The sequence below is a fragment of the Simplicispira suum genome, assembly GCF_003008595.1.
Taxonomy (GTDB): Bacteria; Pseudomonadota; Gammaproteobacteria; order Burkholderiales; family Burkholderiaceae_C; genus Simplicispira; species Simplicispira suum.
Window position 1 is genome coordinate 2,350,106 of the sequence record NZ_CP027669.1, and the last position, 26,990, is coordinate 2,377,095.

At 63.2% G+C, this 26,990-nt stretch carries 26 protein-coding genes and 1 pseudogene; 17 read left to right on the forward strand and 10 right to left on the reverse strand.

The window, feature by feature from the left end; translation table 11 throughout:
• Position 1 precedes the first annotated feature (1 nt).
• From mtgA to C6571_RS10955, 5 genes are read right to left on the reverse strand one after another with little or no spacing between them, the layout of a single operon-like run.
• Positions 2-745 carry a monofunctional biosynthetic peptidoglycan transglycosylase gene (mtgA, locus tag C6571_RS10935; protein ID WP_106446705.1) on the reverse strand — a complete coding sequence of 248 codons (744 nt, stop codon included), beginning with the start codon at positions 743-745 and terminating at the stop codon, positions 2-4.
• Complete coding sequence (aroE, locus tag C6571_RS10940; protein ID WP_106446706.1) at positions 742-1,608, reverse strand: shikimate dehydrogenase; 867 nt, start codon at positions 1,606-1,608, stop codon at positions 742-744. The genes mtgA and aroE overlap by 4 nt, the downstream gene beginning before the upstream one ends.
• 58 nt (positions 1,609-1,666) lie before the next feature.
• Entirely contained in the window at positions 1,667-2,530 is an 864-nt protein-coding gene (locus C6571_RS10945; protein ID WP_106446707.1) for an energy transducer TonB, read from the reverse strand.
• Positions 2,527-4,614, reverse strand: coding sequence for a ribonuclease catalytic domain-containing protein (locus C6571_RS10950; protein WP_106446708.1), 2,088 nt, complete (start codon positions 4,612-4,614; stop codon positions 2,527-2,529). Before C6571_RS10950 ends, C6571_RS10945 begins: the two co-directional genes overlap by 4 nt.
• A gap of 46 nt (positions 4,615-4,660) precedes the next feature.
• On the reverse strand, positions 4,661-5,422 hold the full coding sequence (locus C6571_RS10955; RefSeq protein WP_106446709.1) for a metallophosphoesterase family protein: 762 nt from the start codon (positions 5,420-5,422) through the stop codon (positions 4,661-4,663).
• A 149-nt stretch (positions 5,423-5,571) separates the two neighbouring features.
• Between C6571_RS10955 and C6571_RS10960 the strand changes: the two genes are divergently transcribed.
• From C6571_RS10960 to C6571_RS10970, 3 genes are all read left to right on the forward strand, one after another.
• Complete coding sequence (locus C6571_RS10960) at positions 5,572-6,294, forward strand: RNA polymerase sigma factor (RefSeq protein ID WP_106446710.1); 723 nt, start codon at positions 5,572-5,574, stop codon at positions 6,292-6,294.
• 98 nt (positions 6,295-6,392) lie between these two features.
• Positions 6,393-6,926 carry a ferritin-like domain-containing protein gene (locus C6571_RS10965; RefSeq protein ID WP_245901543.1) on the forward strand — a complete coding sequence of 178 codons (534 nt, stop codon included), beginning with the start codon at positions 6,393-6,395 and terminating at the stop codon, positions 6,924-6,926.
• Positions 6,923-7,333 (forward strand): c-type cytochrome, encoded by a 411-nt coding sequence (locus C6571_RS10970; protein ID WP_106446712.1) that lies wholly within the window; start codon positions 6,923-6,925, stop codon positions 7,331-7,333. The genes C6571_RS10965 and C6571_RS10970 overlap by 4 nt, the downstream gene beginning before the upstream one ends.
• 40 nt (positions 7,334-7,373) lie before the next feature.
• Here C6571_RS10970 and C6571_RS10975 read toward each other — a convergent pair whose 3' ends face one another.
• A complete protein-coding gene (locus C6571_RS10975) occupies positions 7,374-7,979 on the reverse strand; it encodes a YqiA/YcfP family alpha/beta fold hydrolase (RefSeq protein ID WP_106446713.1) in 606 nt (201 codons plus the stop codon).
• A gap of 55 nt (positions 7,980-8,034) precedes the next feature.
• Here C6571_RS10975 and rodA point away from each other — a divergent pair, with 55 nt between their 5' ends.
• The 6 genes from rodA (at position 8,035) to C6571_RS11005 (ending at position 13,472) form a co-directional block, all read left to right on the forward strand.
• Positions 8,035-9,195 (forward strand): rod shape-determining protein RodA, encoded by a 1,161-nt coding sequence (rodA, locus tag C6571_RS10980; protein WP_106446714.1) that lies wholly within the window; start codon positions 8,035-8,037, stop codon positions 9,193-9,195.
• Positions 9,196-9,281: 86 nt separating this feature from the next.
• Positions 9,282-9,617 carry a YegP family protein gene (locus C6571_RS10985; protein ID WP_106446715.1) on the forward strand — a complete coding sequence of 112 codons (336 nt, stop codon included), beginning with the start codon at positions 9,282-9,284 and terminating at the stop codon, positions 9,615-9,617.
• 67 nt (positions 9,618-9,684) lie between these two features.
• Positions 9,685-11,169: a metalloprotease TldD gene (tldD, locus tag C6571_RS10990; RefSeq protein ID WP_106446716.1), complete on the forward strand. Its 1,485-nt coding sequence runs from the start codon at positions 9,685-9,687 to the stop codon at positions 11,167-11,169.
• Between the two features lie 41 nt (positions 11,170-11,210).
• Entirely contained in the window at positions 11,211-11,762 is a 552-nt protein-coding gene (locus C6571_RS10995) for a hypothetical protein (protein WP_106446717.1), read from the forward strand.
• Between the two features lie 210 nt (positions 11,763-11,972).
• On the forward strand, positions 11,973-13,100 hold the full coding sequence (locus C6571_RS11000; protein ID WP_106446718.1) for a 3-deoxy-7-phosphoheptulonate synthase: 1,128 nt from the start codon (positions 11,973-11,975) through the stop codon (positions 13,098-13,100).
• A gap of 60 nt (positions 13,101-13,160) precedes the next feature.
• On the forward strand, positions 13,161-13,472 hold the full coding sequence (locus C6571_RS11005; protein WP_106446719.1) for a hypothetical protein: 312 nt from the start codon (positions 13,161-13,163) through the stop codon (positions 13,470-13,472).
• A 44-nt stretch (positions 13,473-13,516) separates the two neighbouring features.
• Here the strand turns inward: C6571_RS11005 and mpl are convergent, their stop codons facing one another.
• Positions 13,517-14,941: a UDP-N-acetylmuramate:L-alanyl-gamma-D-glutamyl-meso-diaminopimelate ligase gene (gene mpl, locus C6571_RS11010; RefSeq protein ID WP_106446720.1), complete on the reverse strand. Its 1,425-nt coding sequence runs from the start codon at positions 14,939-14,941 to the stop codon at positions 13,517-13,519.
• A gap of 196 nt (positions 14,942-15,137) precedes the next feature.
• Between mpl and C6571_RS11015 the strand changes: the two genes are divergently transcribed.
• From C6571_RS11015 to C6571_RS11050, 8 genes and pseudogenes are all read left to right on the forward strand, one after another.
• Positions 15,138-15,743 carry a hypothetical protein gene (locus tag C6571_RS11015; protein ID WP_106448185.1) on the forward strand — a complete coding sequence of 202 codons (606 nt, stop codon included), beginning with the start codon at positions 15,138-15,140 and terminating at the stop codon, positions 15,741-15,743.
• The gene (locus C6571_RS11020) at positions 15,740-16,318 is read left to right on the forward strand and encodes a TlpA family protein disulfide reductase (protein WP_106446721.1); all 579 of its coding nucleotides are present in this window, start codon (positions 15,740-15,742) and stop codon (positions 16,316-16,318) included. The genes C6571_RS11015 and C6571_RS11020 overlap by 4 nt, the downstream gene beginning before the upstream one ends.
• A 132-nt stretch (positions 16,319-16,450) precedes the next feature.
• Positions 16,451-16,909, forward strand: coding sequence for an acetyl-CoA carboxylase biotin carboxyl carrier protein (accB, locus tag C6571_RS11025; protein WP_106446722.1), 459 nt, complete (start codon positions 16,451-16,453; stop codon positions 16,907-16,909).
• A gap of 47 nt (positions 16,910-16,956) precedes the next feature.
• A complete protein-coding gene (accC, locus tag C6571_RS11030; protein WP_106446723.1) occupies positions 16,957-18,306 on the forward strand; it encodes an acetyl-CoA carboxylase biotin carboxylase subunit in 1,350 nt (449 codons plus the stop codon).
• Between the two features lie 24 nt (positions 18,307-18,330).
• The gene (prmA, locus tag C6571_RS11035; protein WP_106448186.1) at positions 18,331-19,221 is read left to right on the forward strand and encodes a 50S ribosomal protein L11 methyltransferase; all 891 of its coding nucleotides are present in this window, start codon (positions 18,331-18,333) and stop codon (positions 19,219-19,221) included.
• A 37-nt stretch (positions 19,222-19,258) separates the two neighbouring features.
• Positions 19,259-19,426: pseudogene (locus tag C6571_RS11040) on the forward strand (zinc-ribbon domain-containing protein); the annotation flags it as partial.
• Between the two features lie 290 nt (positions 19,427-19,716).
• Complete coding sequence (locus C6571_RS11045) at positions 19,717-20,964, forward strand: DUF3426 domain-containing protein (protein WP_245901257.1); 1,248 nt, start codon at positions 19,717-19,719, stop codon at positions 20,962-20,964.
• Between the two features lie 30 nt (positions 20,965-20,994).
• Positions 20,995-21,894, forward strand: coding sequence for a carbohydrate kinase family protein (locus C6571_RS11050; RefSeq protein WP_106448187.1), 900 nt, complete (start codon positions 20,995-20,997; stop codon positions 21,892-21,894).
• A gap of 115 nt (positions 21,895-22,009) precedes the next feature.
• On the opposite strand, the gene C6571_RS11055 is transcribed toward C6571_RS11050, so the two are convergent.
• The 3 genes from C6571_RS11055 to C6571_RS11065 form a co-directional block, all read right to left on the reverse strand.
• Entirely contained in the window at positions 22,010-22,615 is a 606-nt protein-coding gene (locus C6571_RS11055) for a histone (RefSeq protein WP_106448188.1), read from the reverse strand.
• Positions 22,616-22,800: 185 nt separating this feature from the next.
• A complete protein-coding gene (locus tag C6571_RS11060; protein WP_106446725.1) occupies positions 22,801-23,970 on the reverse strand; it encodes a ribonucleotide-diphosphate reductase subunit beta in 1,170 nt (389 codons plus the stop codon).
• Between the two features lie 122 nt (positions 23,971-24,092).
• A complete protein-coding gene (locus C6571_RS11065) occupies positions 24,093-26,978 on the reverse strand; it encodes a ribonucleoside-diphosphate reductase subunit alpha (RefSeq protein ID WP_106446726.1) in 2,886 nt (961 codons plus the stop codon).
• Positions 26,979-26,990 lie beyond the last annotated feature (12 nt).

Below are 26,990 nucleotides of genomic sequence, written 5' to 3' on the forward strand. Positions count from 1 at the left end.
ACTACGGCAATTCGGCACTCGACATGCGTCCCATGATGGTGCGCGTGCGCCCGGCAATGTAGGCCGAGCCGGGGTTTTTCTCGAACCGCTTGGGCGCTGGCAGCATGACGGCCAGGCGCGCGGCTTCCTGGTTGCTCAAACGTGAAGCGCTCTTTTTGAAGTAGCGCTGCGCCGCAGCTTCGGCGCCAAAGACGCCGTCGCCCCATTCCACGCTGTTGAGGTAAATCTCCAGGATGCGCTGTTTGGACAGCATTCTTTCCAGCAGCAGGGTCAGCACGAATTCCTGGCCCTTGCGCAGCATCGTGCGCTCACCCGAGAGCAGCAGGTTCTTGGCGAGCTGCTGCGTAATGGTGGAGCCGCCGCGAATTTTGGGCGCGCGCACGGGTCGGTCGCTCTTGCGGGCGCTGGCTTTGGCGGCCTGCTCCTCGGCGCGGTTGTTGCGCTCCCAGGCTTTTTCAATGGCGTTCCAGTCCACGCCATCGTGGTTGACGAAACCGTCGTCCTCCGAGGCAATCACCGCGCGCTTCAGAGGCTCGGCAATCTGCTCGTACGGGAGCCACTGCTGGCGCCAGTGCAGCTCGCCGCCACGCCCCACCGACAGCATTTGCGCCCAGATTTCGCTGCGCTGAAAGCTGGTCGATTGCGGATCCACCACGACCATGGCAGCAATGCGCAGGACGAAAAAGAGCTGCAGGGCGACAAACGCCATGAGCACGAGCGCCACCCAGCGCCACAAGGCCTTCATGGAAGCCCTGCGCCCGTTGTTGCTGCAGCGCGCATCTCCTGCAGCACCTGTGCGCTCGGCGGGCGCACGCCGCGCCAGAGGGCAAAGGCCTCGGCTGCCTGCTCCACCAGCATGCCCAGGCCGTCGCGCGCCTGGGCGCCGCCGGCCGTTGCCCAGTCGAGAAAGCCCTGGGCTGGCGGTCCGTACATCATGTCGTAGGCCAGGCTGCCGGGGCGCAGGACCTGTGCCGGCACCGGCACCGCGTCGCCCGCCAGGCTGCTGGCCGTGGCGTTGATAATCAGATCAAAATCATGCCCTAGCGCTTGTGTGGATTGCGCTAACAGCTCTGTTTTGTATAGCAAGGCCAGCGGCGCGTGGGCCTGCACCAGCGCCTCGGCGCGGGCCAGCGTGCGGTTGGCCACCACCACGCGGCGCGGGCCGGCGGCCAGCAGCGGGGCCAGCGCCCCGGCGGCGGCGCCGCCGGCACCGATCAGCAGCACGTCGCACCCGGCAATGTCAAAACCCGCATTGCGCGTGATGTCGGCAACCAGTCCCAGGCCGTCGGTGTTGTCGGCCAGGATGGCGCCGTCCACAAAGCTCAAGGTGTTGGCTGCGCCCGCCAGCTGCACGCGTTCGCTGCACTGGGTGGCGGCGGCCACGGCTTCAAGCTTGAAAGGCACGGTGACGTTGCAGCCGCGCGCGCCCTCGGCGGCAAGCAGCGCGACGGCGCCGGCAAAACCGTCCAGCGGTACCAAGCGCGCTTCGTAGTGCAGGCGCTCGCCGGTCAGTTCGGCAAACCGGGCGTGAATCCAGGGCGATCGGCTGTGGGCAATGGGGTTGCCCAGGACGCAATACAAATCGACGGATGGAGCGGATGAAGTCATCGTGTTTCTTCCTGGCGCAGCGGCCCTGGCTGGCTGGCGCCAAGGACGCTGGAGAGGTTTACCGCACCGAAGTTTCCAGGGTCTGGTCGCGCGTGAACTTGAAGCGCGAGACCACGGCAATCTGGTCGGCTTTGGCGCGCATTTCGGCGGTAAAGGGGCCAAAGGGTCCGGCGGCGCGGGCAATGGCCTGGGCGCGGTGGTCCAGCAGCGGGTTGCCCGAGCCCTGCACCACTTCGGTCTCCAGTACGCGGCCGTCGTGGTTGACGGTGACGATCATGGTCAGTTCGCCATAGATCTTGTTGCCGGCTTTCTCGGGGAAATTCTCGGTACCCTTGTCTTCGACCTTACGGCGCAGCGCGTCGTAGTACACGGCGTAGGCAGCTTCGCGCGTCGATGGGCTGATGTAGCGCTTTTTGGGACGGGCGTTTTCTTCGTTGATGCGCCGCTCGATCTCCGCCAGGATTTTCACCAGCTGGCGGCGGCGCTCTTCCTGGGCCCGCGCGCCAGCGCTTTCGCTTGATTTGCGCGGATCGGGCGGTGGCAGGGCGGCCACCTGGCGGCGCAACTGGGCGAGCAGCTGGGTTTGCTGCTCGAGCAGAGCGTCGGCCTTTTTCTGCGCGTCTTCAAAATCGTTGCCCACGCGGGTCAGGGCCGAATAAGGAACCGGGCTGGTGGCCCGGCCCTTGGCCGCCTCGCCGCCGCCGGCCAAGGCGTGCTGGGCAATGGCCTGGGCTTTTTCGGGTGGCGCCTCATTGGTGCGCGCGTTGACCAGAATCACCTCCAGCGGCGTGTCCTGGAAAACCCGATCGAATTGCTCGGGCGCCACAAAACGCACCGACAGCAGCAGCGCATGCGCCAGCACCGAAAACACCAGCGTGATTTGCAGCGTGCTAAGGGTGCGGAGCGAGGCGGGCAGTTTCACGGTGCAGCGGCGTCGGCCGGAGCCGCTTCGGTTTCGTTCATGTCCACGGCAATGGCAATCGGGCCGGCCACGGCCTCGTCGCCATCGTCGCCCCCTTCGTCGTCCACCGGGCCGTCGTCGCTCGGGTCCAGCGGGTCGTCGATGCGTTCGAGCACCGTACCGTGCAGGTCGAGCGTGATGTCGTCGATCTCGCCGAGCTTGACGCGCAAGCGCGCGCCGCGCGGCAGGTTTTGCGCGCCCAGCACCGGGAAGACGAGCGGCAGCGTGTCGGCGCGCACCAGGTAACTACCGCCCGGGCCTTCCTTGAAGACGGTGGCCTCCAATTCGGTGATGCCGTTCTGCTCCAGGTACTTGAGCGTCCAGAAGCGCTCCATGCCGGCCTGGTAGCCGTTGTAGGCGCTGTAAGTGGCGTCGAAGCTGCTGATGATGGAGAACAGCTCGGCGTCCTTGGGCTTGAACGGCGCAGCCAGCGCTGCCGTGGCGCCGTGGCGCACGCAGGCAATGATCTGCCACTGGTTCACCAGGTCCACATAACGGCGCAGCGGACTGGTGGCCCAGGTGTAGCTTTTGACGCCCATGCCGGCATGGGGCAGGGCTTTGGTGCCCATGCGCACCTTCACGCCCGGCGCCATGCTGGCCTGGCTGCGGTAAATACCGGGCACACCCAAGCTGTGAAGCCACTGGCCCCAGGTGCTGTTGGCGACGATGGCGGCCTCGGCCACGATCAGGTCCAGCGGCGCGCCGCGTTGGCGGGTGCTGATCTGCACCGTTTCGCTGCCGTCGGGCTCGCCGCCATCTGCGTTGCCTCCGACCAGCTTGAAGTTGTAGTCCGGCCGGTTGAAGTTCTCGGGCTTGCCGCGCACCACTTCTCGTTTGGCTTTGAGGTCTTTGGCCAGGCGGTATAAAAACGATAGCTGCGGACGCAGGTCAGATAAGCGCTGGGGCGTATTTTCGTTCGAATTTTGCCCGTCGCCCAGCCAGTCTTCGGTAACGATGTGGTCGAGTTGGTCGTGGCGCAGATTGGCTACCACGGGCACGCGGTCCAGGCGCGTTTCGGTGGCGGTGATCTCCAGCGTGGCCTCGTCGATGCTGCAGTACAGCGACACGGCGGGATTGTCGTGGCCTTCGTCCAGCGTGTAGATCTGCACCACGCTGCCGGGCAGCATGGTCAGCTTGTAGCCCGGCATGTAAACGGTGGACAGGCGCTGGCGGCCGAGCTGGTCGAGCACACTGCCCGGCGCGATGGCCAGGCCCGGCGCGGCGATGTGGATACCCAGCGTGACCGTGCCGGTGCCGAGCCCGGTGACCGAGAGCGCATCGTCAATTTCCGTGGTCTGCGAATCGTCGATGGAAAAAGCCTGCACATCGGCCAGCGGCAGGTCGGCCGGCGGCTGCGGCGCATCGAGCGCGGGGAAGGCCGTGCCCTTCGGGAAGTTGTCGAACAGAAAGCGCTTCCAGTGGAACTGGTAGCTCGAATCGATGGCGCCGGCCTTTTGCAGCAGCTCAAGCGGCGCGGTGTGCGTGGCGCGGCTGGCCTCGACCACGGCCTTGTATTCGGGTGCGTTCTTGTCGGGCCGGAACAGAATCTTGTAGAGCTGCTCGCGAATCGGCGCCGGGCACTCGCCGCGCCCCAGTTGCTCGGCCCACTCGGCAATCTGCGCCAGGACCGCCTTTTTCTTCTCGATGGCGGCCAGCGCCTGCGCCAGGATCTCGGCCGGCGCCTTCTTGAAGCGCCCTTTGCCGGCGCGGCGGAAGTAGTGCGGCGCCTCGTACAGGCGAAACAGCGCGGCCGCCTGCTCGGTCAACGTGGCCTGCTCGGAAAAATACTCGCGCGCCAGGTCGGCAAAGCCAAATTCGCCTTCGGGCGCGAACTCCCAGGCCAGCGGCAGGTCGATGGACTCCGCCAGCGCCTGGCCCTGGGCCAGCAGCTCAGCTGGCGCGGGTTTCTCGAACTTGAGCAGCAGGTTGGCGGCCTTGACCTTGACCCGCTTGCCCGAATCGAGCTCAACCTGGGCCGAGGACTCGGCTTCTGACAGGATGCGGCCGGCGAAGAACTTGCCGGAATCTTCAAAAAGTGCGTGCATTGGCCGAATTGTCCCATGGCCGCACGGGGCCGTGAGGGCGCCTGGGCTACACCTCGATCAGCAGGCCGGGTGCGAATTGCGCGTTTTCCACCACGCCTTTGGGGGCGTAACCGCGTGGATTGGCCACGACGCGCGTGGCGCCAAGCAGGTAGTCGCAGCTGTGGTGCACGTGGCCGTGCAGCCACAGGCGGGGCTGCCAGCGCAGGATCTGCGCTTCCAGGTTGGAGACAAAGCAGGCGTTCAGCGGCGACCCGACAAACTGGGGTGCAATACTGCCAGGAGATGGTGCAAAGTGAGTAATCACTACCGTTGAACCCTCGAAGGGCTCGGCAAAGCGCGCTTCCAGCCAGGCGACCGACTGGTCAAAAAGCATTTGCGAGACAGCAGGCGTAAAGCGGTCCGGAAAATCCGGCGACAGACCAATGCGGCTGAAGTCGCGCACGAACTCCTGCGCCTTTTGCAGGCCGTCTTCCCGCTGCTCCGGTGAGTCGAACAGCCGGTAGTCCGACCACAAGGTGCAGGCCAGGAAGCGCACCCCGCCATGGCGCCATTCCTCGCGTTCCAGCACGCGCACCTGGCTGCCCTGCGCCTCTGCACGCAGGCTCGCCATGGTGCTCACCAGGTCCGAGCCATAGAACTCGTGGTTGCCGGCGACGTAGAGCGTGGGCTGCGTGAACTGGCGCGCCCAGGCCATGCCCTGTGCCGGGCGTTGCAGGTCGCCCGCCAAAACGACGACATCCGCATCGGTCTGTGGTGGGTCCAGGGGTTGCACCGAAAGGTGCAGGTCAGAGAGCAAGGCAAGTTTCATGGGCTGACTCGGTTGAACGAGGTGCCATTCTGGCCCGGCCTGGAAACTGGGTTTGTGCACATGGCCATTGCAGGTATGCAGGGGCCTGTCACCTTTTCTGCATGGCCAGCGTCCAATGAGTACAACCTTCCAAAACAGCGAGCTTCACCATGCATCCCTCGTCTCTTTCCAGCGCCCTGCTGAAACCACTTCCCACGGGTTCCGACGAGCAATTGGTGGCAAGCGCGCGGCAAGGCGAGCAGAGCGCGTTCGAAACCATCATGCGGCGCCACAACCGGCTGCTGTTTCGTGCGGCGCGCGGCGTGGTCAGCGACGACGCCGAGGCGCAGGACGTGGTGCAGGAAACCTATCTGCGCGCCTTCACGCGGCTGCAGGATTTTCAAGGCAACGCGTCGCTGGGCACCTGGCTGGCGCGCATCGCCATCAACCTGGCGCTTGATGTATTGCGCCGGCGCAGCCGATCGGTGCCCACGGACTTCACGCAGGACGTGGATCACGAACCTTCCCCGGAGCACATGATGTCTTTTAGCGCCCCCAAAAGCGCGTCGCCCGAGTCTGCGGCTGCGCGCACCGAGCTGCGCAACTTGCTGCAGTCCGCCATCGAAGGCCTGCCGCCGATCTACCGCAGCGTGTTCATGCTGCGCGCCGTGCAGGAAATGAGCGTGGACGAAGCAGCGTACTGCCTGCAGGTGAGCGATGCGGTGGTCAAAACGCGCTACCTGCGCGCCCGCTCCATGCTGCGCGATGCCCTTGGCGCGCAAATCGAATCCCATGCCGAGAGCGTCTTTGCCTTTGCTGGCGAGCGCTGTGACCAGGTCGTGCGCCACGTGCTGGCCGAACTGGAGCAGCGCAATCGCATTGTGCGGCCCTGAATGCGGGGTCCAAGTTTTATCAACCCACGGAGAACATCATGAAGAACACTTCCATCTACGTCCCTTCGCAAGCCCTGTTCCTCTCGCGCCGCCGCGCCATGTCGGTCTCTGGTGCGGCCGTGCTCTCGGCAAGCGCCGTGGCCTTGCTGGGCGGGCGCGACGCGCTGGCGGCCGGCGCCAAGGTCAGCGGCAAAGAGCTCGAGGCCGATGTGCGCATCCTCAATTCCGCGCTGGGCGCCGAACTGGAGGCCATTGCCGCCTACCAGGTGGGGGCCGAGAGCGGATTGCTCAGCAAAGGCGTGTTGCCGGTGGCTGTGCAGTTCCAGGGCCACCACAAGGAGCATGCGGCCGCGATTGCCGCGGTGGTGGAGAAACTCGGCGGAAAGCCTGTAGCTGCCAAGGAAAAGTACCAGTTTCCAGTGGAAAAACTCAAAGCGGAAGCCGATGTGCTGCGTTTTGCCGCAGGTCTGGAGCGCGGCGCGATCTCGGCCTACCTGGGCGCTGTGCCCCTGTTTGCCGACCGCAACCTGGCGCAAGTGGCGGCCAGCATTCTGGGCGACGAAGCCATGCACTGGGCCGTGCTGCGCCAGGTGCTCGGCGAGTCTCCTGTGCCTTCGGCTTTCATGTCATGAAACCGTGCTGGCTTTCTCTGGCTCTGGGGCTGGCAGGCAGCCTGCTAGCGACCACAGCCAGCGCGGCGCCGGACGCAGCGGCGCTGGCACGCGGCGAGCAGGTCTATGCGCGCTGCGCCGCCTGCCACGCCATTGAGGCCAACCGGACCGGCCCGCAGCACTGTGGACTGTTTGGGCGCCGCGCCGGGACGGCGCCTGGGTACGCGGACTATTCCAAGGCGATGCGCGCAAGCACTACGGTGTGGAATGAGAAGTCGCTCAACGTCTTTCTGAGAGATCCCATGAAAGCCGTGCCCGGAACCGCCATGGGCTATGCCGGAGTGAAGGACGACGCCGAGCGTGCCGACCTGATCGCGTGGTTGAAACAGGCTTCGCGTCCCGGTGTGGCGTGCACCGTTCGGCACTGAGCCAGGTTTGCACGGGGACTTCGTGCTGCTTCGGTGGTTCTCAGGCCAATCGCAGAAACCGCGCTACATCAGGCAGATGCTGCGCGAAATTGCTTAGTGCATGGTCACCGCCTTCGAGCAGGGTGATTTGCGCATCCGCGTAACGTCCCGCCATTTCACGCCAGTCCAGCACCTCGTCCCCTTTGGCGATGATGGCCATCTGTCGTGCTGCCGGGGGCCGGCCCCGCAGGTCCAGGGCGCGCAGCTCATCGACGAACTCCGGCGCGAAATAGAAATGCTCGGCCGGGTCGTGCCAGCTGGTCTGGTCCCCAATGTGGTGCGCCAGATCGCGCGCCGGGTCCACGGCCGGGTTCAGCAATACGCTGGGGCAGCGCGCCTGCTGCGCCACCCAGTTGGCGTAGTAGCCGCCCAGCGAGGAGCCTATGACGGCCATGCTGGCGTGGGGCCAGGGGGCAATGCCTTGGCTTAGCATGTTCATTGCAGTGCGGGGGGATGGAGGCAGCTGCGGGCACCAGAATTGGACGCGGGGATGCTGTTCTGCCACATACGAGGCCATGAGGCGCGCCTTGGCCGATTGGGGCGATGAGCGAAAGCCGTGCAGGTAAAGCAGGTGCGTGGTGGGGACGGACGTATGCAGCGATTCCATCAAGTGATTGTCTGCGAGCCGGACGCAAAAGGGCGGGCCGCGATAATCGCCCCCCATGGAAACCACGATCAACCAACCTACGCTGCTGGCACGCGTCCTGCCGCTGTTTCGTGGCTTTGACGGCTGGCTGCTGCTGCTGGTGCTGGTTCTGGCTGGTGCGGGGCTGCTGGCGATGTACTCCTCCGGCTACGACCACGGCACCCGCTTTGCCGACCATGGACGCAACATGCTGATTGCTCTTGCGCTGCTGTTTGTCGTGGCGCAGATTCCGCCGCAGCGGTTGATGGCGTTGGCTCCGCCGATCTACGCCGCTGGTGTCGCGCTGCTGGTGGCCGTGGCGGTGGCCGGCATCACCAAGAAGGGCGCGCAGCGCTGGATTGACCTGGGGGTGGTGATCCAGCCGAGCGAGCTGCTCAAAATCGGCATGCCCTTGATGCTGGCATGGTGGTTCCAGAAACGCGAGGGACAACTGCGTGCGGTGGACTTTGCCGTGGCAGGGCTGCTGCTGGCCATGCCGGTGGGCCTGATCATGAAGCAGCCCGATTTGGGAACGTCGCTTTTGGTGCTGGCGGCGGGCCTGTCAGTCATCTTTTTTGCCGGCTTGTCCTGGAAGCTGGTGCTGCCGCCCGTCTTGCTGGGCGCCGTCGGCATTGCGCTGATCGTCGGGTTCGAGCCGCAGTTGTGCGCCGAAGGCGTGCGCTGGCCGGTGCTGCACGACTACCAGCAGCAGCGCATCTGCACGCTGCTGGATCCGACGCGGGATCCGCTGGGCAAGGGCTTTCACATCATTCAGGGGATGATCGCCATCGGTTCCGGGGGGACCTTTGGCAAAGGCTTCATGGCTGGCACGCAGACACACCTGGAGTTCATTCCCGAACGCACAACAGACTTTATTTTTGCCGCATTTTCCGAGGAGTTCGGTCTGATCGGCAATCTGGTGCTTATCGCCTGCTTTCTGCTGCTGGTCTGGCGCGGCTTGGCCATTGCCATGCACGCGAGCACCTTGTTTTCCCGCCTGATGGCTGCGGCTGTTTCCATGATTTTCTTCACCTACGCCTTCGTCAATATGGGCATGGTGAGCGGTATCTTGCCGGTGGTGGGCGTGCCCCTGCCTTTCATCAGCTACGGCGGTACGGCCATGGTGACGCTGGGTTTGTCGCTGGGCATTCTGATGTCCATCGTGCGCTCGCAGCGTGATCTGTCCCAGGCACGCTGATGGGCGTTGGCGGGCGCCTTGCCATATCGACTCCCGGAAGGTACAAGGCAGGGGCCAAGCCGTTTTGGTGCAATGAGGAGATCCGCATGGCCGCAAGGTTCGAGCTGAAAAAAACCCGGAACGAAAAATTCGTGTTCAACCTGCTGGCGGCGAACGGCCAGGTGGTGTTGACCAGCGAGACCTATGAGTCCAAAGCCAGCGCGCTGGGCGGCATCGAATCGGTGCGAAAAAACGGGCCCGACGACACGCGCTACGGCCGGCTGTCGGCCAAGGACGGCTCCCCTTACTTCACGCTCAAGGCGCTCAACGGCCAGGTCATCGGCCAAAGCCAGATGTATTCGGGCGCCAAAGCGCGCGATGGCGGCATCGAGTCGGTGCAGGCCAACGCCGCCAGCGCGGCACTGGACGATCAGACGCTCTGAGCGTTCCCCGGTGTGGGAACTGCGGCGCGCTGGGCGGGGTTTTGGGGCCGCGCCCTAAAATGCCTTGATGAGTACCCGTACCCCTTCTGCCGCATCCCACGCGGCCCCCACGCGCGAGCGCATCGACCTGGCCGCGAGCCTGCTGCTGACCCCTTTCGGTCTGGACGAGAGCCACCTTGCACGCGCGCTGGCTGAGATTCGCGCGCACCGCGTGGACGACGCCGATCTGTACTTTCAGACGACCCGCAGCGAGGGCTGGAGCCTGGAGGAGGGGATCGTCAAGACCGGCTCCTTCTCGATTGACCAGGGCGTGGGCGTGCGCGCCGTCAGCGGCGAGAAAACGGCGTTTGCCTATTCCGATGACATTTCTGAAGCCTCGCTGCTTGATGCGGCCCGAACCGTGCGGTCAATTTCGGCATCCGCGCAGCAGGGACGCGCGCGAATAGCTTCTAAAAAGATAGCAAAAAGCCGATCGCTGTATGTCGGCATTGACCCCATTGGCACCCTGGGCAGCGCCGACAAGGTGGCACTCCTGGAGCGTGCCGAGCAGCGCGCCCGCGCCAAGGACCCGCGCGTGGCGCAGGTCATGGCCGGGCTGGCGAGCGAGTACGACGTGGTGCTGGTGGCGCGCGCCGACGGCACGCTGGCAGCCGACATCCGCCCCCTGGTGCGCCTGTCGGTCACGGTGATTGCCGAGCAGGACGGCCGGCGCGAAATGGGTTCGGCGGGCGGCGGCGGACGCTTTGGCCTGGCGTATTTCGACGACGAACAAATCGCCCAGTACGTGGACGAGGCCGTGAATGCAGCCCTGGTCAATCTCGAGTCGCGCCCGGCGCCGGCCGGCGAAATGACGGTGGTCCTCGGCCCCGGATGGCCCGGCATCCTGCTGCACGAAGCCATCGGCCACGGTCTGGAGGGCGACTTCAACCGCAAAGGGTCCAGCGCTTTTAGCGGCCGCATTGGCCAGCGCGTGGCGGCCAAGGGCGTCACGGTGCTCGACGACGGCACGCTGCCAGACCGGCGCGGCTCGCTCAACGTGGACGACGAGGGCCACACCAGCGGGCGCAACGTGCTGATCGAGGACGGCATTCTCAAGGGCTACATCCAGGATTCGCTCAATGCCCGCCTGATGGGCGTGGCCCCCACCGGCAACGGCCGGCGCGAGAGTTACGCGCACATCCCCATGCCGCGCATGACCAACACCTACATGCTGGGCGGCGACAAGGACCCCAAGGAAATCGTCGCCAGCATCAAGAAGGGCCTGTACGCCACCAACTTCGGTGGGGGGCAGGTGGACATCACCTCGGGCAAATTCGTGTTCTCGGCCAGCGAAGCTTTCTGGGTCGAAAACGGAAAGATCCAATACCCGGTCAAGGGCGCCACCATCATTGGCAGCGGTCCCGAATCGCTCAAGCGCGTGGGCATGATCGGCAACGACATGCGGCTCGACAGCGGTGTCGGCACCTGCGGCAAGGAAGGCCAAAGCGTGCCTGTCGGCGTTGGCCAGCCCACCCTGCGCATCGATGGGCTGACGGTGGGCGGAACCGCGTAAACCAAGGTCCGAGCCGCAGCAGCCTCGCGCACAATGCGGCCATGGTCGCATCGCGTTCCCGCTCGCAGCTCACCGTCCAGTCGTTTGGCGACGTCAGCCGCTTTTTGCGCTCGGGCGTGGCCGACGAAGAGTCGCGCCAGCTGCGCGACAGCATCGGTGCACTGGCTCTGCAGATAGACGACGCCATCACTACCCGCCGCGCGGCGCCAACCGCGCCGGCCGTGCCGGACACCCCGGAGATCACGCGCCAGGCGGCCAACCTGATGAAGTGCGTGCGCGAGCACCAGTTGTTCGTGACCGGCATGGGCTCGGCCTGGCACGCGCTGTACGAGATGGGTTCTTACCAGCTCGCGTTGCGCAGCCTGCGCCGTGCCGTCGAGGCCTGGCACCATGCGTTGGCGCAACGCAGCCCGCTGGAGGGGCCAGCGTTTGATCGTGTGGAGTTGCTGTCCTGGCGGACCCTGGGCGAGGGGCTGCTACTGATCGACATGTACGAGCAGGGCGAGAACGTGCACAGCGAGCCGGCTTCTCGCCCCAAGCCCGGCAGCGCTTGGCAGCGTGCACTGGCCTGGTTGCGCCGCAGAAGAAAATAAACTGGCAAATGACGCACCGGCGCTGTGATACATTCGCGCCCATGCATTTGCGCAGCGCTTTCTACTTTTGGTTTTGGTTCTCGGTCCCTGGCGGATGAGAGGCAAGCGCGCAAGCACCTGAACACTTCCCACCCAACCGCCGACGCTGCAAAGCCCGGCGGTTTTTTGTTTTTCCGATCTCCTCTTTTTTACATTTTTCGAAAGAGTTCCATGACTGCAGCAGCACACCCTTCCAGCGATGCCTGGTACCGAAGCGTCGAGAAAACCAGCGAAACCGACGACGAACGCATCAAGGAAATCACCGTGTTGCCACCCCCAGAGCATCTGATCCGCTTCTTCCCGATTCGCGGAACCAAGGCCGAGAGCCTGATCAAGCGCACGCGGCGCAGCATCCACGACATCATGGCCGGCAAGGACGATCGCCTGCTGGTGGTCATCGGTCCGTGCTCCATCCACAACCCGGAAGCGGCGCTGGACTATGCCCGCAAGCTGCAGACGGCGCGCGAAAGGTACAAGGACACTCTGGAAATCGTGATGCGCGTGTACTTTGAAAAACCGCGCACCACGGTGGGCTGGAAAGGCCTCATCAACGATCCCTACCTGGACGAGAGCTACCGCATCGACGAAGGCCTGCGCATCGCGCGCCAGCTGCTGATCGACATCAACCGCCTGGGCGTGCCGGCGGGCAGCGAGTTCCTCGACGTGATCTCGCCCCAGTACATCGGTGATCTGATCAGCTGGGGCGCCATCGGCGCGCGCACCACCGAAAGCCAGGTGCACCGCGAGCTGGCGTCGGGCCTGTCGGCACCCATCGGCTTCAAGAACGGCACCGATGGCAACATCCGCATCGCCACCGACGCCATCCAGTCGGCCAGCCGCGGTCACCACTTTTTGTCGGTGCACAAGAACGGCCAGGTGGCGATTGTCGATACCAAGGGCAACAAGGATTGCCACGTGATCCTGCGCGGCGGCAAGACGCCCAACTACGACGCCGCCAGCGTGGCGGCTGCGTGCAAGGACCTCGGAGCCGCCAAACTGCCAGCGACCTTGATGGTCGACTGCAGCCACGCCAACAGCAGCAAACAGCACGAACGCCAGCAGGATGTGGCGCGCGACATTGCGGCGCAAGTGGCTGCGGGCTCGCGCAGCGTCTTCGGTTTGATGATCGAGAGCCATCTGGTGGCGGGTGCCCAGAAGTTCACGCCCGGCAAAGACCAGCCCGCAGCGCTGACCTACGGTCAGAGCATTACCGATGCCTGCCTGGGCTGGGACGCGTCACTGGCCACGTTGGAAGAACTCGCGGCTGCGGTCACCACCCGGCGCAAGGCGGCGGTGTAAGCTTGTTTTTGTGAAGCCGGGCAGGCGCCCGACCCGTTCGTTTCAAAAGAAAGGCCCACCATGCACAGCGAAGTGTCGGTCACCGTCGACCGCAACCAGGAATTTCGTTTCGACCTCGAAGGCCACGAGGCGATGCCATCCGATGTGGCGCGCCGCTGGCTGGACGATGAATTCACGCGCCTCGAATGCGAGCCCCTGCGCGCCAGCGGAAAACTGCTGCTGGCCGACAAGGTGCTGACCGTGGCGCGCGCAGCCGGACCGGTATTGTTGGCCGACCCGGACTGGTTTCAGAAATTTGCGCGCGCCACCAGCGGCGCCCTGGCCAAGACCGTGGTGCGCATCGACCTGCCTTCCATGGCCATCAGTTATTAGAAAAAATGGCATTTAGCGCTTACTACGTAAGCGTTGAACGCTATTTAAACAGTAGCAGATGAATGCGCCAGCGCTTCGAGCAGGCGCGCGTGCACGCCGCCGAAGGCCCCGTTGCTCATGCACACAATGTGGTCTCCGGGCAGCGCTGCCTGGGTGATCTGCTGCACCAATTGATCCAGCGTGGCAGCAGTTTGGGCGCGCCCGCCTGGACCGGTACCCATGGGCGCCAGCGCGGCGTCGGCATCCCAGTCCAGCCCCGCAGTATGGCAAAACGCCAGGTCGGCGCTCTCCAGAGCCCAGGGCAATTGGGCCTTCATGGTGCCCAGCTTCATGGTATTGCTGCGCGGCTCGAACGCCGCAAGGATGCGCGCCTGGCCGCCCAGGCTGCGGCGCAGGCCGTCCAGGGTGGTGCGTATGGCGGTCGGGTGGTGGGCAAAGTCGTCGTACACCGCAATGCCGCGCACCGTACCGCGCAGTTCCATGCGCCGGCGCACGTTTTGAAAGGTCTGCAGTGCCTGCGCCGCCACTGCCGGCTCTACGCCCACATGCGCTGCTGCGGCGATGGCCGCCAGGGCATTGAGCTGGTTGTGCGTGCCGGTCAGTGCCCACTCCAGACGCGCGACGCGCTGGCCGCGCAGCAAGATGTCGAAGGCGCCTGGCTCGCCACTTGCGCTCCAGTCGCTGACCGCACTGCCAAAACTGCTGACCGGACTCCAGCAGCCCGCGTGCAGCACGCGTGCCAGGCTTTCTTCCAGGCCATTCACCACCACGCAGCCTGACGCCGGCACGGTGCGCACCAAGTGGTGGAATTGGCGCTCGATGGCAGCAAGATCGTCAAAGATGTCGGCGTGATCGAACTCCAGGTTGTTGAGCACGGCGGTGCGCGGCCGGTAGTGCACGAACTTGCTGCGCTTGTCGAAGAACGCCGTGTCGTACTCGTCGGCCTCGATGACAAAGAGCGGTGCACCACCCTGCGTTCCCGGCTGCTCGCTCGACCCCAGGCGAGCCGAAACGCCGAAGTTGAGCGGTACGCCCCCCACCAGAAAGCCCGGTGCCAGGCCGCTGGACTCGAGAATCCAGGCCAGCATCGAGGTCGTTGTCGTCTTGCCGTGCGTGCCTGCCACCGCCAGCACGTGGCGGCCGGCCAGAATGTGCTCGCTCAACCACTGGGGACCGCTGGTGTAGCGTGCGCCGGCGTCCAGAATCGCTTCCATCAGCGCAAACTTGGGACTGCCGTCTGGCAGGTGGGCGCGACTGACGACGTTGCCGACCACGAACATATCGGGGGCCAGCGCCATTTGGTCAGCGCCAAACCCTTCGATCAGATCGATGCCCAGTGCGCGCAATTGCTCGCTCATGGGCGGGTAAACACCCGCATCGCAACCGGTTACGCGGTGGCCGGCCTCGCGCGCGAGTGCGGCCAGGCCACCCATGAAGGTGCCGCAGATGCCGAGAATGTGAATGTGCATGGGCGCAAGTTTAGTGGCACGTGGAGCGCGAGAGTAAACAGGAACTTGAATGAAATTGGCCTCTGGCGCTTATGCATCAATAGGACCATGCTACTGTTTTAATAGTTTTTGACTTGTGGAGCCGAGCGCAAGTGACGCGCTGGGGCCAAAAAACCGTCTGCCGCGTGCGGTCTGCCTGGCCGGCGACAATGCAAGCATGCATGCTGCCGAATCATCCTTCTCTTTGGAGGTCGCCCGCACCGCCGCCCGACTGGTAGTGGAGGATGGCCTTGAACTGGGCCGCGCCAAGCGCCGTGCGCTGGAGCAACTCGGCGCCTCCGAGCGCACCCCACTGCCCGACAACAAGGCAGTGGAAGAAGCGATTCGCGAGCACATTGCGCTGTTCTGCGCCGACACGCAGCCTGAAGAATTGCGTGCCTTGCGCGTGTTGGCGCTGGAATGGATGGAGCGCATGCAGCGTTTCCGCCCGCACCTGGGAGGCGCGGTGTGGCAAGGAACCGCGACCCGCCATTCCGATATTTTCCTGCAATTGTTCTGCGATGACCCAAAGTCAGCGGAAATTGCGCTGATTGACCAGGGTGTGAGCTATGCGTCCGCCACAGTGCGTGGTCTGCACGGGCAACCCGTGGAGGCGCTAAGTGTCGCCTTGCCCAACAGCACAGGCGGCGAGCGGGTCGGTTTGCACCTGCTGATCTACGATCATGACGATCTGCGCGGCGCACTGCGCGCTGGCAGCGACGGCCGCGCGCCCCGCGGCAATGCACAGGCCGTGCGCAAACTTCTGATGGAGCCAATGACGTGACCGAACCCCTTCGCCCCTCTGCCGACGTGCCTGGCGTGCCGCACCCGAGCCGGCGCCGTCTGCTGTACGCAGGGGTGGCCGCCGCCGCTGCAGCCACGGGGGCTGCGTGGGCCTGGTGGCGCCTGCAGCCCCATGGCGATCCTGCCGCGTCGGCGGGCGATGCGGCGTTTTTCGAGCAAAGTTTTGAGACCCCCGATGGCGTGCCGCTGGTGGCCGCAGCCTTTCACGGCAAGCCGCTGCTGCTCAATTTCTGGGCCACCTGGTGCCCGCCCTGCATCGCCGAACTGCCTTTGCTGAACGGTTTCTATGGCGAGCAGCGGGCGAAGGGCTGGCAGGTGCTGGGACTGGCCGTGGACAAGGCTCCTGCAGTGCGCAAGTTCCTCGAGCGCAGTCCGGTGGACTTTCCCATAGGTATGGCGGGTCTGAGCGGTACAGAACTCTCGCGTTCGCTGGGCAACCTGGCAGGCGGACTGCCGTTCAGCGTGGTGTTTGCCGCCGATGGCAGGGTGGTGCACCGTAAAATGGGGCAGATCAAGCCAGAAGATCTGCAGGCCTGGACCGCGACGGTCCGCTGATTTCTCAATGCAAACGGCGGTCCTGCTGGCTGCGAGTTGACAGAAATTGCGTGGGAAAACGCGAAATTGCATGTAATAGTTGGAAATTAGAGTAAATTCGCCCCCTGTTCTGAATCAGCTGCGGGAGCTTCCATGGATCTTCGAAAACTCAAAACCCTGATCGACCTCGTCTCCGAATCCAACGTCTCGGAGCTTGAGATCACCGAGGCCGAAGGGAAAGTGCGCATCGTCAAGAGCGGCGGCACTGTGGTTCAGCAGATGGTACCGGCCACTGCGCCTGCCACTGCTGCACAACCTGCGGCGGTGGCTGCGGTACCCGGACTGCCGGCCCCGGCTCCCGTCCCTGAGGAGCCGGCAGGGCATATCGTAAAGTCACCAATGGTTGGTACTTTTTACCGCGCCTCCAGCCCGGGAGCCAAGGCCTTTGTCGAAGTAGGCAGTGTCGTCAAGGAGGGTGAGACGATCTGCATTATCGAGGCGATGAAGATCCTCAACGAGATCGAATCGGACAAGTCGGGTACGGTGACCCGTATCTTTGGTGAAAACGGGCAGGCCGTCGAATATGGCCAGCCGCTCTTTGTGGTCGAGTAAGGTTCCCATGAGCACGAACGCGACGGCCTTGTGCCGGAAGGGGGCCCATGTTTAAGAAGATTCTGGTTGCGAATAGGGGGGAGATCGCCCTCCGTATCCAGCGTGCCTGCCATGAACTGGGTGTCAAGGCAGTGATGGTGTATTCCGAGGCCGATCGCGACGCCAAATACATCAAGCTGGCCGAAGAAGCCGTGTGCATCGGGCCGGCCCCTTCGCCGCTGTCTTACCTCAATATGCCTGCCATCATCTCGGCAGCCGAAGTGACAGACGCAGAAGCCATCCATCCTGGCTATGGTTTTTTGAGCGAGAACGCCGACTTTGCCGAGCGTGTGGAGAAAAGCGGCTTCCAATTCATCGGCCCGACGCCGGAGTCGATCCGGACCATGGGCGACAAGGTGTCGGCCAAGCAGGCCATGATCAAGGCGGGCGTGCCATGTGTGCCGGGCTCGGAAGGGGAACTGCCGGAAGACCCGGTGCAGATTCGCCGCATTGCCAAAAGCGTGGGCTACCCCGTCATCATCAAGGCGGCGGGCGGCGGCGGCGGGCGCGGCATGCGGGTGGTGCACACCGAAGCGGCACTGATCAACGCGGTGCAGATGACCAAGGCGGAGGCTGGGGCGGCCTTCGGCAATCCGGCGGTGTACATGGAGAAATTTCTCCAGAACCCGCGCCATATTGAAATTCAGGTGCTGGCCGACAAGCACCGCAATGCGGTGTACTTGGGTGAACGCGACTGCTCCATGCAGCGGCGCCACCAAAAAGTGATCGAAGAGGCGCCCGCGCCTGGCATTGCGCGCAAGCTGATCGAAAAAATTGGCGAGCGTTGCGTGGCAGCCTGCAAAAAAATCGGCTACCGCGGCGCTGGTACGTTCGAGTTTCTGTACGAGAACGGCGAGTTCTATTTCATCGAGATGAACACCCGCGTGCAGGTGGAGCACCCGGTGACCGAGTGGATTACGGGCGTGGACATCGTGCGCACCCAGATCATGGTGGCTGCTGGAGAGAAGCTGCCGTTCACGCAGCGCCAGATTCAAATTCGCGGCCATGCGATCGAATGCCGCATCAACGCCGAAGATCCGTACAAGTTCATTCCGTCACCGGGACGTATCACCACCTGGCACGCACCGGGCGGGCCGGGGGTACGGGTTGATTCGCATGTCTATACCAACTACTACGTGCCACCCAACTACGACTCGATGATCGGCAAGATCATTGTGCACGGCGATACGAGGGACCAGGCGCTCGCGCGCATGCGCACGGCCTTGTCCGAGACGGTGATCGAGGGCATCAACACCAACGTGCCGCTGCACCGTGAGCTGATGGTGGATGCCAACTTCGTCACGGGTGGCACCAACATCCACTATCTTGAAGAATGGCTGTCGCAGCGCAAGCGCTGACGCGTGCCAGCGAGCACCATGAGCATGCATGAACTGAGCCTTGCCTGTCCGCAAGAGCAGGTGGAGCTGTTGAGCGACGCGCTGGAGGCCCTCGATGCCTTGAGCGTTTCCGTTGAGGACGCTGATGCGCATACTGACGCCGAACAGGCCTTGTTTGGCGAACCGGGCATGCCCGCGCCGCGAAACGCCTGGCAGCGCAGCCGTGTGCTGGCGCTGTTCGCGACGCAGGCGCTGGCGCAAGACGCGGTGGACTTGCTCAGCGCGCAGGACTTTTTCTCGCACTGCGATGTCGTGGGCCTGGCGCCGCTGGCCGAGCAGGACTGGGTGCGGCTGACCCAGTCGCAGTTTGCGCCAGTGTCGATCACCCCTGACTTCTGGATCGTTCCGACCTGGCACGAGCCACCGGCCGAGGCCCGATACGTGATTCGCCTGGACCCTGGGCTCGCCTTTGGTACCGGAACGCACCCCACAACCCGCATGTGTCTGCGCTGGATCGCAGCGCATGCCAGTGAAATGGCTCCCGCAAGGGTGCTTGACTATGGTTGTGGCTCCGGCATTCTGGCCATTGGCACCGCAAAGTTCGGTGCGCGCGACATTGACGCGGTGGATATTGACCCGGCCGCAGTGGAGTCAACACGTTACAACGCCGATGCCAACAGCGTGCAACTGCGATCGGGCCTGCCTGACGGCGCGACGGGCACTTACCAGGTGGTTCTGGCGAACATTCTGGCGACACCCCTGCGGGTGCTTGCGCCGCTGCTTTGCGCGCATGTGGCCGATGGGGGACACCTGGTGTTGGCCGGCATACTCGATCGTCAGGTAGCCGAACTGCAGGAGGCGTACGCACCCTGGCTGACCCTCTCGGTGGCCGACAGCGAGGACGGCTGGGTTCTGATGACGGCCCAGCGCGGTTGACGCCGCTTTCCGCAGCGGTTTCTACAATCGAAAGCCGATGAGCCAGACCACCCGCTGCCCAGCCTGCCACACGCGCTTCAAGGTGGTGGCGGACCAATTGCGCATTTCCGATGGCTGGGTGCGCTGCGGACACTGTAAACAGGTATTTGATGCGTCGATCTCCCTGGAGCCGGCGGCGCCCGAGCCCATGCTGCCTGAGATGCCGCTGGACCGGTTGCGTGGGCCGGTTGAACGCGCCGTGGGGCCGTTGTCCGAGCCGCGCGCCTGGGGCAGCAGTGCCAGCGTTGGCGACGGCGGCGCCTCTTCTCGCGCTGTCGCCCAACCCTTGGAGATTTCAGAGCCTGAGGATTCCGAAGACCTGGACGATGGTTTTGCAGTCACACAAATCGGTGCGTTCGATCCGGAGCCTGCGGTGCCAATCCCTGCGGTTCCTGAGCATGTTCCGGCGTTTTTGAAGACCCCCCTGACGCGCGAGCCAGATTTCCTTCGCCCCCCGTGGCGCAGCCGCTTCACGACGGGGGAGGGCTCAGCAGGCAAGAGGAACGGCAGGGTGCGGCCGCGAACGACAAGGCGCAGGACGTGCTGCACTCGCCTGATGGCTCCCGCCATCGCATCGATCCCACCTGGCAAGACCCTTGGCGCACCTCCGTTCGACATCCCGACGGGCCCGCCGCAGGGCGCGCAGCAGCGCAGGTCGGCTATGAGCTGCCTGGCGCTCAGATTGAGGATACCGACAGCGATTGGCCCGCACTTTTCGAGGACATGCCTGCCGCACCAGCAGACTTGGTGACGAAGGCGGAACGAAAGGAACGTGGGGTCGATGCTGCTGAACCCGATCTGGCTCACTTCATCGCTGAGGTGGCCGAGTGGTCCACAGAGCAATCCGGAAAGGCCGCGCCAACACCCGCGGTCCCGTCTGCGTCTGCGCCGCCTGCTACCGTCCCACCGTCGTCGGTAGCAACCCCTGCGGCTGCGTCCGCAGTGGCTGCGGCAAGATCGGTGGCGCAAGAAGTGCGCACCGTGCCCACCGCGCCTCCATTGCCTTCCGAGGCCGAGCCGGACCAAGCGCCGCCAGACTCGGAAGATCCCGACTGGACATTGGTGCAGGACGATCTGCTGCACGAACCTTTGTCAGCACCAGCCGAGGTGGCCAATCCCTTCAAAGAGCAGTTGTCCGGCCAAGAAGGGGTGCCAGTGACGGAGCCGCAAGAGCTTGTTGAGTCGGATCTGGAGCTGTCTTTTGTCCGCCACGCACGACGGCGTGCCTTCTGGTCTGGCACAGGGGTGCGAGCCGGATTGCTCGTGACCGTGCTTGTGCTGCTACTGGGTCTGGTCGCACAGATCGGTTTGCATGAACGTGCCCGCCTCACTGCCCAGTGGCCGCAAAGCCGGGCGCTGTGGTCCTTTGTCTGCGGGTATTTGCAATGCACCGTGGGCGCGTACCGGGACATGGGTGCTGTGGTGGTGGATGGCTCCTCGTTCAACCGTGTGCAGGGCGAGCGCTACCAGTTCGCTCTGACACTGCGCAACCGCGCTGCGTTGCCTGTGGAAGCGCCCGCCATCGAATTGACGCTCACAGACACCGAAGACCAGCCAGTGCTGCGCCGGATACTGATGCCGGCCGAACTCGCCGTGCCCGACCCGCTGCTGCCTGGCGCTGAATGGAGTGCCGTGATTCCTATGGCCATTGGGTCGGGTGCACAGCGCATTGCCGGCTACCGGGTGCTGGCTTTTTATCCTTGATGGAGCTGCGGCTTCGAACGATTGATTTTCATGGCAGTACTGATTTGCGGCTCTCTGGCTTTTGACACCATCATGACCTATGAAGGGCGTTTTGCCGATCAAATCCTGGCCGAGCAGTTGCACATTCTCAATGTCTCTTTTCTGGTGCCCTCGCTGCGGCGAGACTTTGGTGGTTGTGCCGGGAACATCGCCTACAGCCTGAATCTGCTGGGGGGCAAGGCGCTACCGATGGCGACCTTGGGAAGCGACGGGGCGGAGTACCGTGAGCGGCTGGAAGCATTGGGAATTGGCACACCATTCGTGCGCCAGGTGGACGACGCCTACACGGCCCAGGCCATGATCATGACGGATCTGGACAACAACCAGATCACGGCATTTCATCCTGGCGCCATGATGCAGGCCCACGCCAACCGAATTGAGCATGCCTCAGCGCATGGCATTCGCCTCGGCATCGTCGCACCGGATGGGCGCGAGGCCATGCTGGAACACGCCACCCAATTTCACGCGGCGGGAATCCCTTTTGTATTCGACCCTGGCCAAGGCCTGCCGATGTTTTCAGGCGACGAGCTGGCGCATTTCGTAGACCTTGCTACCTGGGTCACCGTCAACGACTACGAAGGAAAAATGCTGTGTGACCGTACGGGCCTGGATTTGGCCGAGCTGTCCGAGCGCGTGCAAGGGCTGGTCGTCACCTTGGGCGCCGAGGGCTGCGAGGTGTGGGAGGCAGGCTCGAAAACTGCTGTCGAGCCGGTGCGGGCTCTGCGGGTGGTTGACCCGACAGGTTGTGGCGATGCCTGGCGCGGTGCGCTATTGTTTGGTCTGGAGCAGGGCTGGTCGTTGCCGCGATGTGCAGCACTTGGCAACCGAATGGGCGCGCTGAAGATTGCAAGCCGCGGCCCGCAAAACTACCAGCTCGACGACGTTCCCTAACGCAAAGCGGGGGCTGTAGCGGCCTTCGCCCTCGACCTGCGTGGCAGGCCGGCGCCAAGCGCAACACCCAAAAAAAACCGGCGCCAGGCGCCGGTAGACAAGATCGCGATCTGTCTTAGGGCTTGGTGCCCGTGGGAAAGGGCCAGGCCGCTTGCGGGTTGATCTTTGTCTGTGGGGCTGCCTCGGGAGCCTTGCTGGCCGCTGGCTTCTTTGCTGGCGGTGATTTTGCAGCTGGCGCGGCCTTTTTGGCTGGCGCAGCGGCCTTCTTCGCGGGAGCAGCCTTCTTTGCTGGAGCAGCCTTTTTCGCTGGAGCAGCCTTCTTCGCTGGAGCAGCCTTCTTCGCTGGAGCAGCCTTCTTCGCTGGAGCGGCCTTCTTCGCTGGAGCGGCCTTCTTCGCTGGAGCAGCCTTCTTCGCTGGAGCAGCCTTCTTCGCTGGCGCGGCCTTCTTCGCTGGCGCGGCCTTCTTCGCTGGCGCGGCCTTCTTCGCTGGCACGGCCTTCTTCGCTGGAGCAGCCTTCTTCGCCGGAGCAGCCTTCTTCGCTGGTGCGGCAGCCTTCTTCACGGGCGCAGCTTTCTTCGCTGCTACCGGTGCTTTTGCTGGTCCAGCAGCCTTTTTTACGGCGGCCTTTGCAGGTGCTTTTTTTGCTGCGGCAGTCTTGGCAGGCGCAGCTTTCTTCACGGGGGTTGCGGCCTTGGCGGCCGGCTTCTTCGTAGTTGCCATCATGTTCTCCTTGGGTCAATGAGCAAAGAGCACTCCACGCCTGCATCGGACACGGAGAGATTCACGGACCCGGAGCGGCGCTCCAGGCCATGAATGCTGGGGCACGCCTGCCGCATCGGCTTGCCAGCCTGAAGCGCGGAGGAATGCATCAAATGTGTTCATTGAAGAGGATGGCAAGGCGGGTTTTAGTCCCAGGCCAGTGCGCCGCCCGACTGGTATTCAATGACGCGTGTTTCGAAGAAGTTGCGTTCCTTCTTCAGGTCGATCATTTCGCTCATCCACGGGAAGGGGTTTTCCTCGTTGGGGAACAGCGCTTCCAGGCCGATCTGCGACGCGCGGCGGTTGGCGATGTAACGCAGGTAGCCCTTGAACATGGAGGCATTCATGCCCAGCACGCCGCGCGGCATGGTGTCTTCAGCGTAACGGTATTCGAGCGCAACGGCTTCGCGAAACAGCGCTTCGATTTCGTCCCTGAAAGCAGAGGTCCAGAGATGCGGATTCTCAAGCTTGATCGTGTTGACCAGATCGATGCCGAAATTGCAGTGCATGGACTCGTCACGCAGGATGTACTGGTACTGCTCGGCAGCGCCGGTCATCTTGTTCTGCCGTCCGAGCGCAAGAATCTGCGCGAAACCGACGTAGAAGAAAAGCCCCTCCATCAGGCATGCAAAGACGATCAGCGACTTGAGCAGTGTCTGGTCGGCCAGTGGCGTACCGGTGTTGAATGCCGGATTCATGATCACGTCGATGAACGGAATAAGGAATTCGTCCTTGTCCCGGATCGAGGGGATCTCGTTGTAGGCATTGAATATCTCGCCTTCGTCCAACCCCAGGGATTCGACGATGTACTGGTAGGCGTGGGTGTGGATCGCCTCTTCGAACGCTTGGCGCAGCAAAAACTGGCGGCATTCAGGTGCGGTGACGTGCCGGTAGGTGCCCAACACGATGTTGTTGGCAGCCAGCGAATCGGCGGTCACAAAGAAACCCAGATTGCGCTTGACGATGCGTCGCTCGTCTTCGGTCAATCCATGGGGATCGCGCCACAGGGCAATGTCGCGTGTCATGTTGATTTCCTGCGGCATCCAGTGGTTTGCGCAGCTGGCAAGGTATTTGTTCCAGGCCCATTGGTATTTGAATGGCACCAACTGGTTGACGTCGGTCTTGCCGTTGATGATGCGCTTGTCGGTGGCGTTCATGCGACGCGCGCCGGGCACTGTTGTGACCGCCGCAGCTGCACCGGCTTGCATTGCAGCGCCTTGCGTCGTCGACGCTGCGGCAGACTGCGGCGCAGCGTGCGCTCCGCGGTCGGTAGAAATTTGCGAAAGCGTTGTGACTTCGTCGTCCCAGGTCAGCATGGTTTTTCCAGTGCTCGCATTATGAGAGCACTGCTCCGAAATGAAAAGCGCGCAAGCGCGGCGCGACGCGGTTTCTGTTGCTTCACAGCACAAGAACAAGCAGGTTGGCGTGTTCTCTGCGCCTACTGACAAGCCTCGCACTCGGGGCTGTCGATGGCGCAGAACGCAACATCACTGCCAGACATCGACGTGTCCCTAACGGGTATCTCGTCTGCTTGGCTGGATACGGCGTTGAGTTGCCGCGAATGCACGGTGCTCATCTCCACATGGGTGGCCGATTGCGTGCGCAGGTAGTAGGTGGTTTTGAGGCCGCGTATCCAGGCGAGTTTGTAGGTTTCATCAAGCGTCTTACCGGAGGCTCCGGCCATGTAAATGTTCAGACTCTGTCCTTGATCGATCCACTTCTGCCGGCGCGCAGCCGCTTCCACCAGCCAGTGCGGCGCGATCTCGAAAGCCGTTGCGTAGAGGTTCTTGAGTTCCTGGGGGACCCGGTCAATGCACTGGAGCGAACCCTTGAAGTGCTTGAGGTCCATGAGCATCACCTCGTCCCAGATGCCTGCACGCTCGAGGTCTCGCACCAGCCCATGATTGACGATGGTGAATTCGCCTGAGAGATTGGACTTCACGGAAAGATTGCCAAAGCACGGTTCGATCGATGCGTCGACTCCAATGATGTTGGAGATGGTGGCTGTCGGCGCAATGGCTACGCAGTTGGAGTTGCGCATGCCGTCGCGCGCGATCTTGCTGCGCAGCGCCTCCCAGTCCAGGCGCGATGAGCGATCGACTTCGACATATCCGCGGCGTTCGTTGTTTAGCAAGTCGAGCGTGTCGAGCGGAAGAATTCCGCGATCCCAGAGCGATCCATTGAAGCTGCTGTAGCGTCCTCGCTCCACTGCCAGATTCGACGAGGACTCGTAGGCGTAGTAACACAGCGCCTCGGCAGACTCGTCGGCAAACAACACGGCCTCCTCAGAGGCGTACGGGATGCGCAGCGCGTACAACGCGTCCTGGAAACCCATTAGCCCCAGCCCGACAGGGCGGTGACGCAGGTTGGCGTCGCGTGCCTTCTTCACTGCGTAATAGTTGATGTCGATGACGTTGTCGAGCATGCGCATCGCTGTGGTCACCGTGCGGCGCAGTTTCGCGTGGTCCAGCGCCAGAACGCCTCGCTCATCCCGTGCAAGGTGATTGAGCAGATTCACCGAACCCAGGTTGCAGACAGCGGTTTCGGTATCACTTGTGTTGAGCGTGATTTCGGTGCACAGGTTGCTGGAATGCACCACCCCCACGTGCTGCTGCGGGGACCGCAGGTTGCAGGCGTCCTTGAACGTAATCCAGGGATGACCGGTTTCGAACAGCATGGTCAGCATTTTTCGCCACAGGTCGGTGGCCTCTATCGAGCGAGATTGGGGAATTTCTCCGCGTTCCGCTTTCGCTTCGTATTCGACATACGCTGCTTCGAACTCCGTACCGAAAAGATCGTGCAAATCGGGAACATCCGATGGCGAAAACAATGTCCATCTTCCTTTCTCCAGAACGCGCCGCATGAATAGATCCGGGATCCAATTGGCGGTATTCATGTCGTGCGTGCGGCGTCGATCGTCGCCCGTGTTTTTGCGCAGATCCAGAAACTCCTCGATATCCAGGTGCCATGTTTCGAGATAGGCACATACGGCTCCTTTGCGCTTTCCTCCCTGGTTGACGGCGACGGCTGTATCGTTCACCACTTTGAGAAAGGGCACGACACCTTGCGACTCGCCATTGGTTCCCTGAATGTGGCTACCGAGGGCTCGCACACGGGTCCAGTCGTTGCCCAAGCCTCCGGCGTATTTGGAAAGCAGGGCGTTTTCCTTGATCGACTCGTAGATGCCATCGAGATCGTCAGGCACCGTAGTCAGGTAGCAACTGGAGAGTTGTGAGCGACGGGTTCCGCTGTTGAACAAGGTGGGTGTGCTCGACATGAAATCGAAGGCCGAAAGCAACTCGTAGAACTCGATGGCGCGCGCTTCGCGATCGATTTCGTTCAGTGCCAGGCCCATGGCTACCCGCATGAAAAAGCTTTGCGGCATTTCGATCCGACGTTTCTGCACGTGCAAAAAGTAGCGGTCGTACAAGGTTTGCAGTCCAAGGTAATCGAATTGCAGATCGCGCTCCGGGCGCAGCGCAGCCGCCAGTCGCTCCAGATCGAACTGCAACAGGCGCTCGTCCAACAGGCCGTGGTTCACGCCCTCATGCAGACGTTCTGAAAATGCATGCCGATAGACGGCATCATGCTGATCGATGGACGTTTCGTTACCCAGAACCTCGCGTGCAATGGTGTGCAGCAGCAGTCGTGCCGTCGCGAAACTATAGTCCGGGTTTCTTTCGATCCTTGTGCGCGCGGCAAGAATTGCAGCCTTGAAGACCTCGTCCAGCGCAATACCGTCGTAGAGGTTGCGCAAGGTCTCCTGCACGATAGGCTCTGCCGCGACATGATCTCCTAGGTTGTGGCAACTGGCGTTCACCAGCGCGCGGAGCTTGTCCATGTCCAGGGGCACGCGTTCCCCGCTGTGCAGGACATGCAGTACTGGGGCGCCAGCGTGGTCTTGAGCGGGGTGCTGGCGCGCTCTCTCCTGGGATCGCTGCTCGCGGTACAGCACGTAGGCGCGCGCGACGTCATGCTGCTCTGCGCGCATCAGACTCAGCTCGACTTGGTCCTGCACGTCCTCGATGTGAAAGGTGCCACCGCTGGGGCGTGAACGCTGCAGCGCACGCACCACGGTCTGGGTGAGTGCCTCTACGGATTGGCGAATGCTGGCCGATGTGGCGCTCTGCGGGCCGCGCACGGCCAGAAAGGCTTTCAGCATGGCCACTGTGATTTTCTGCGGTTCGAAAGGCACGACGGAGCCGTTGCGGCGGATGATTTGGTACTGCGCCAAGTCACGGGGTGCGTCTTGTCGCACGGGCTCGCTGAATGGCGGAAGCGGCGGCCTCTGGCCAAGATGGGGAGCGACGATGGTGGGCGGCATGGGTTCTGAGTC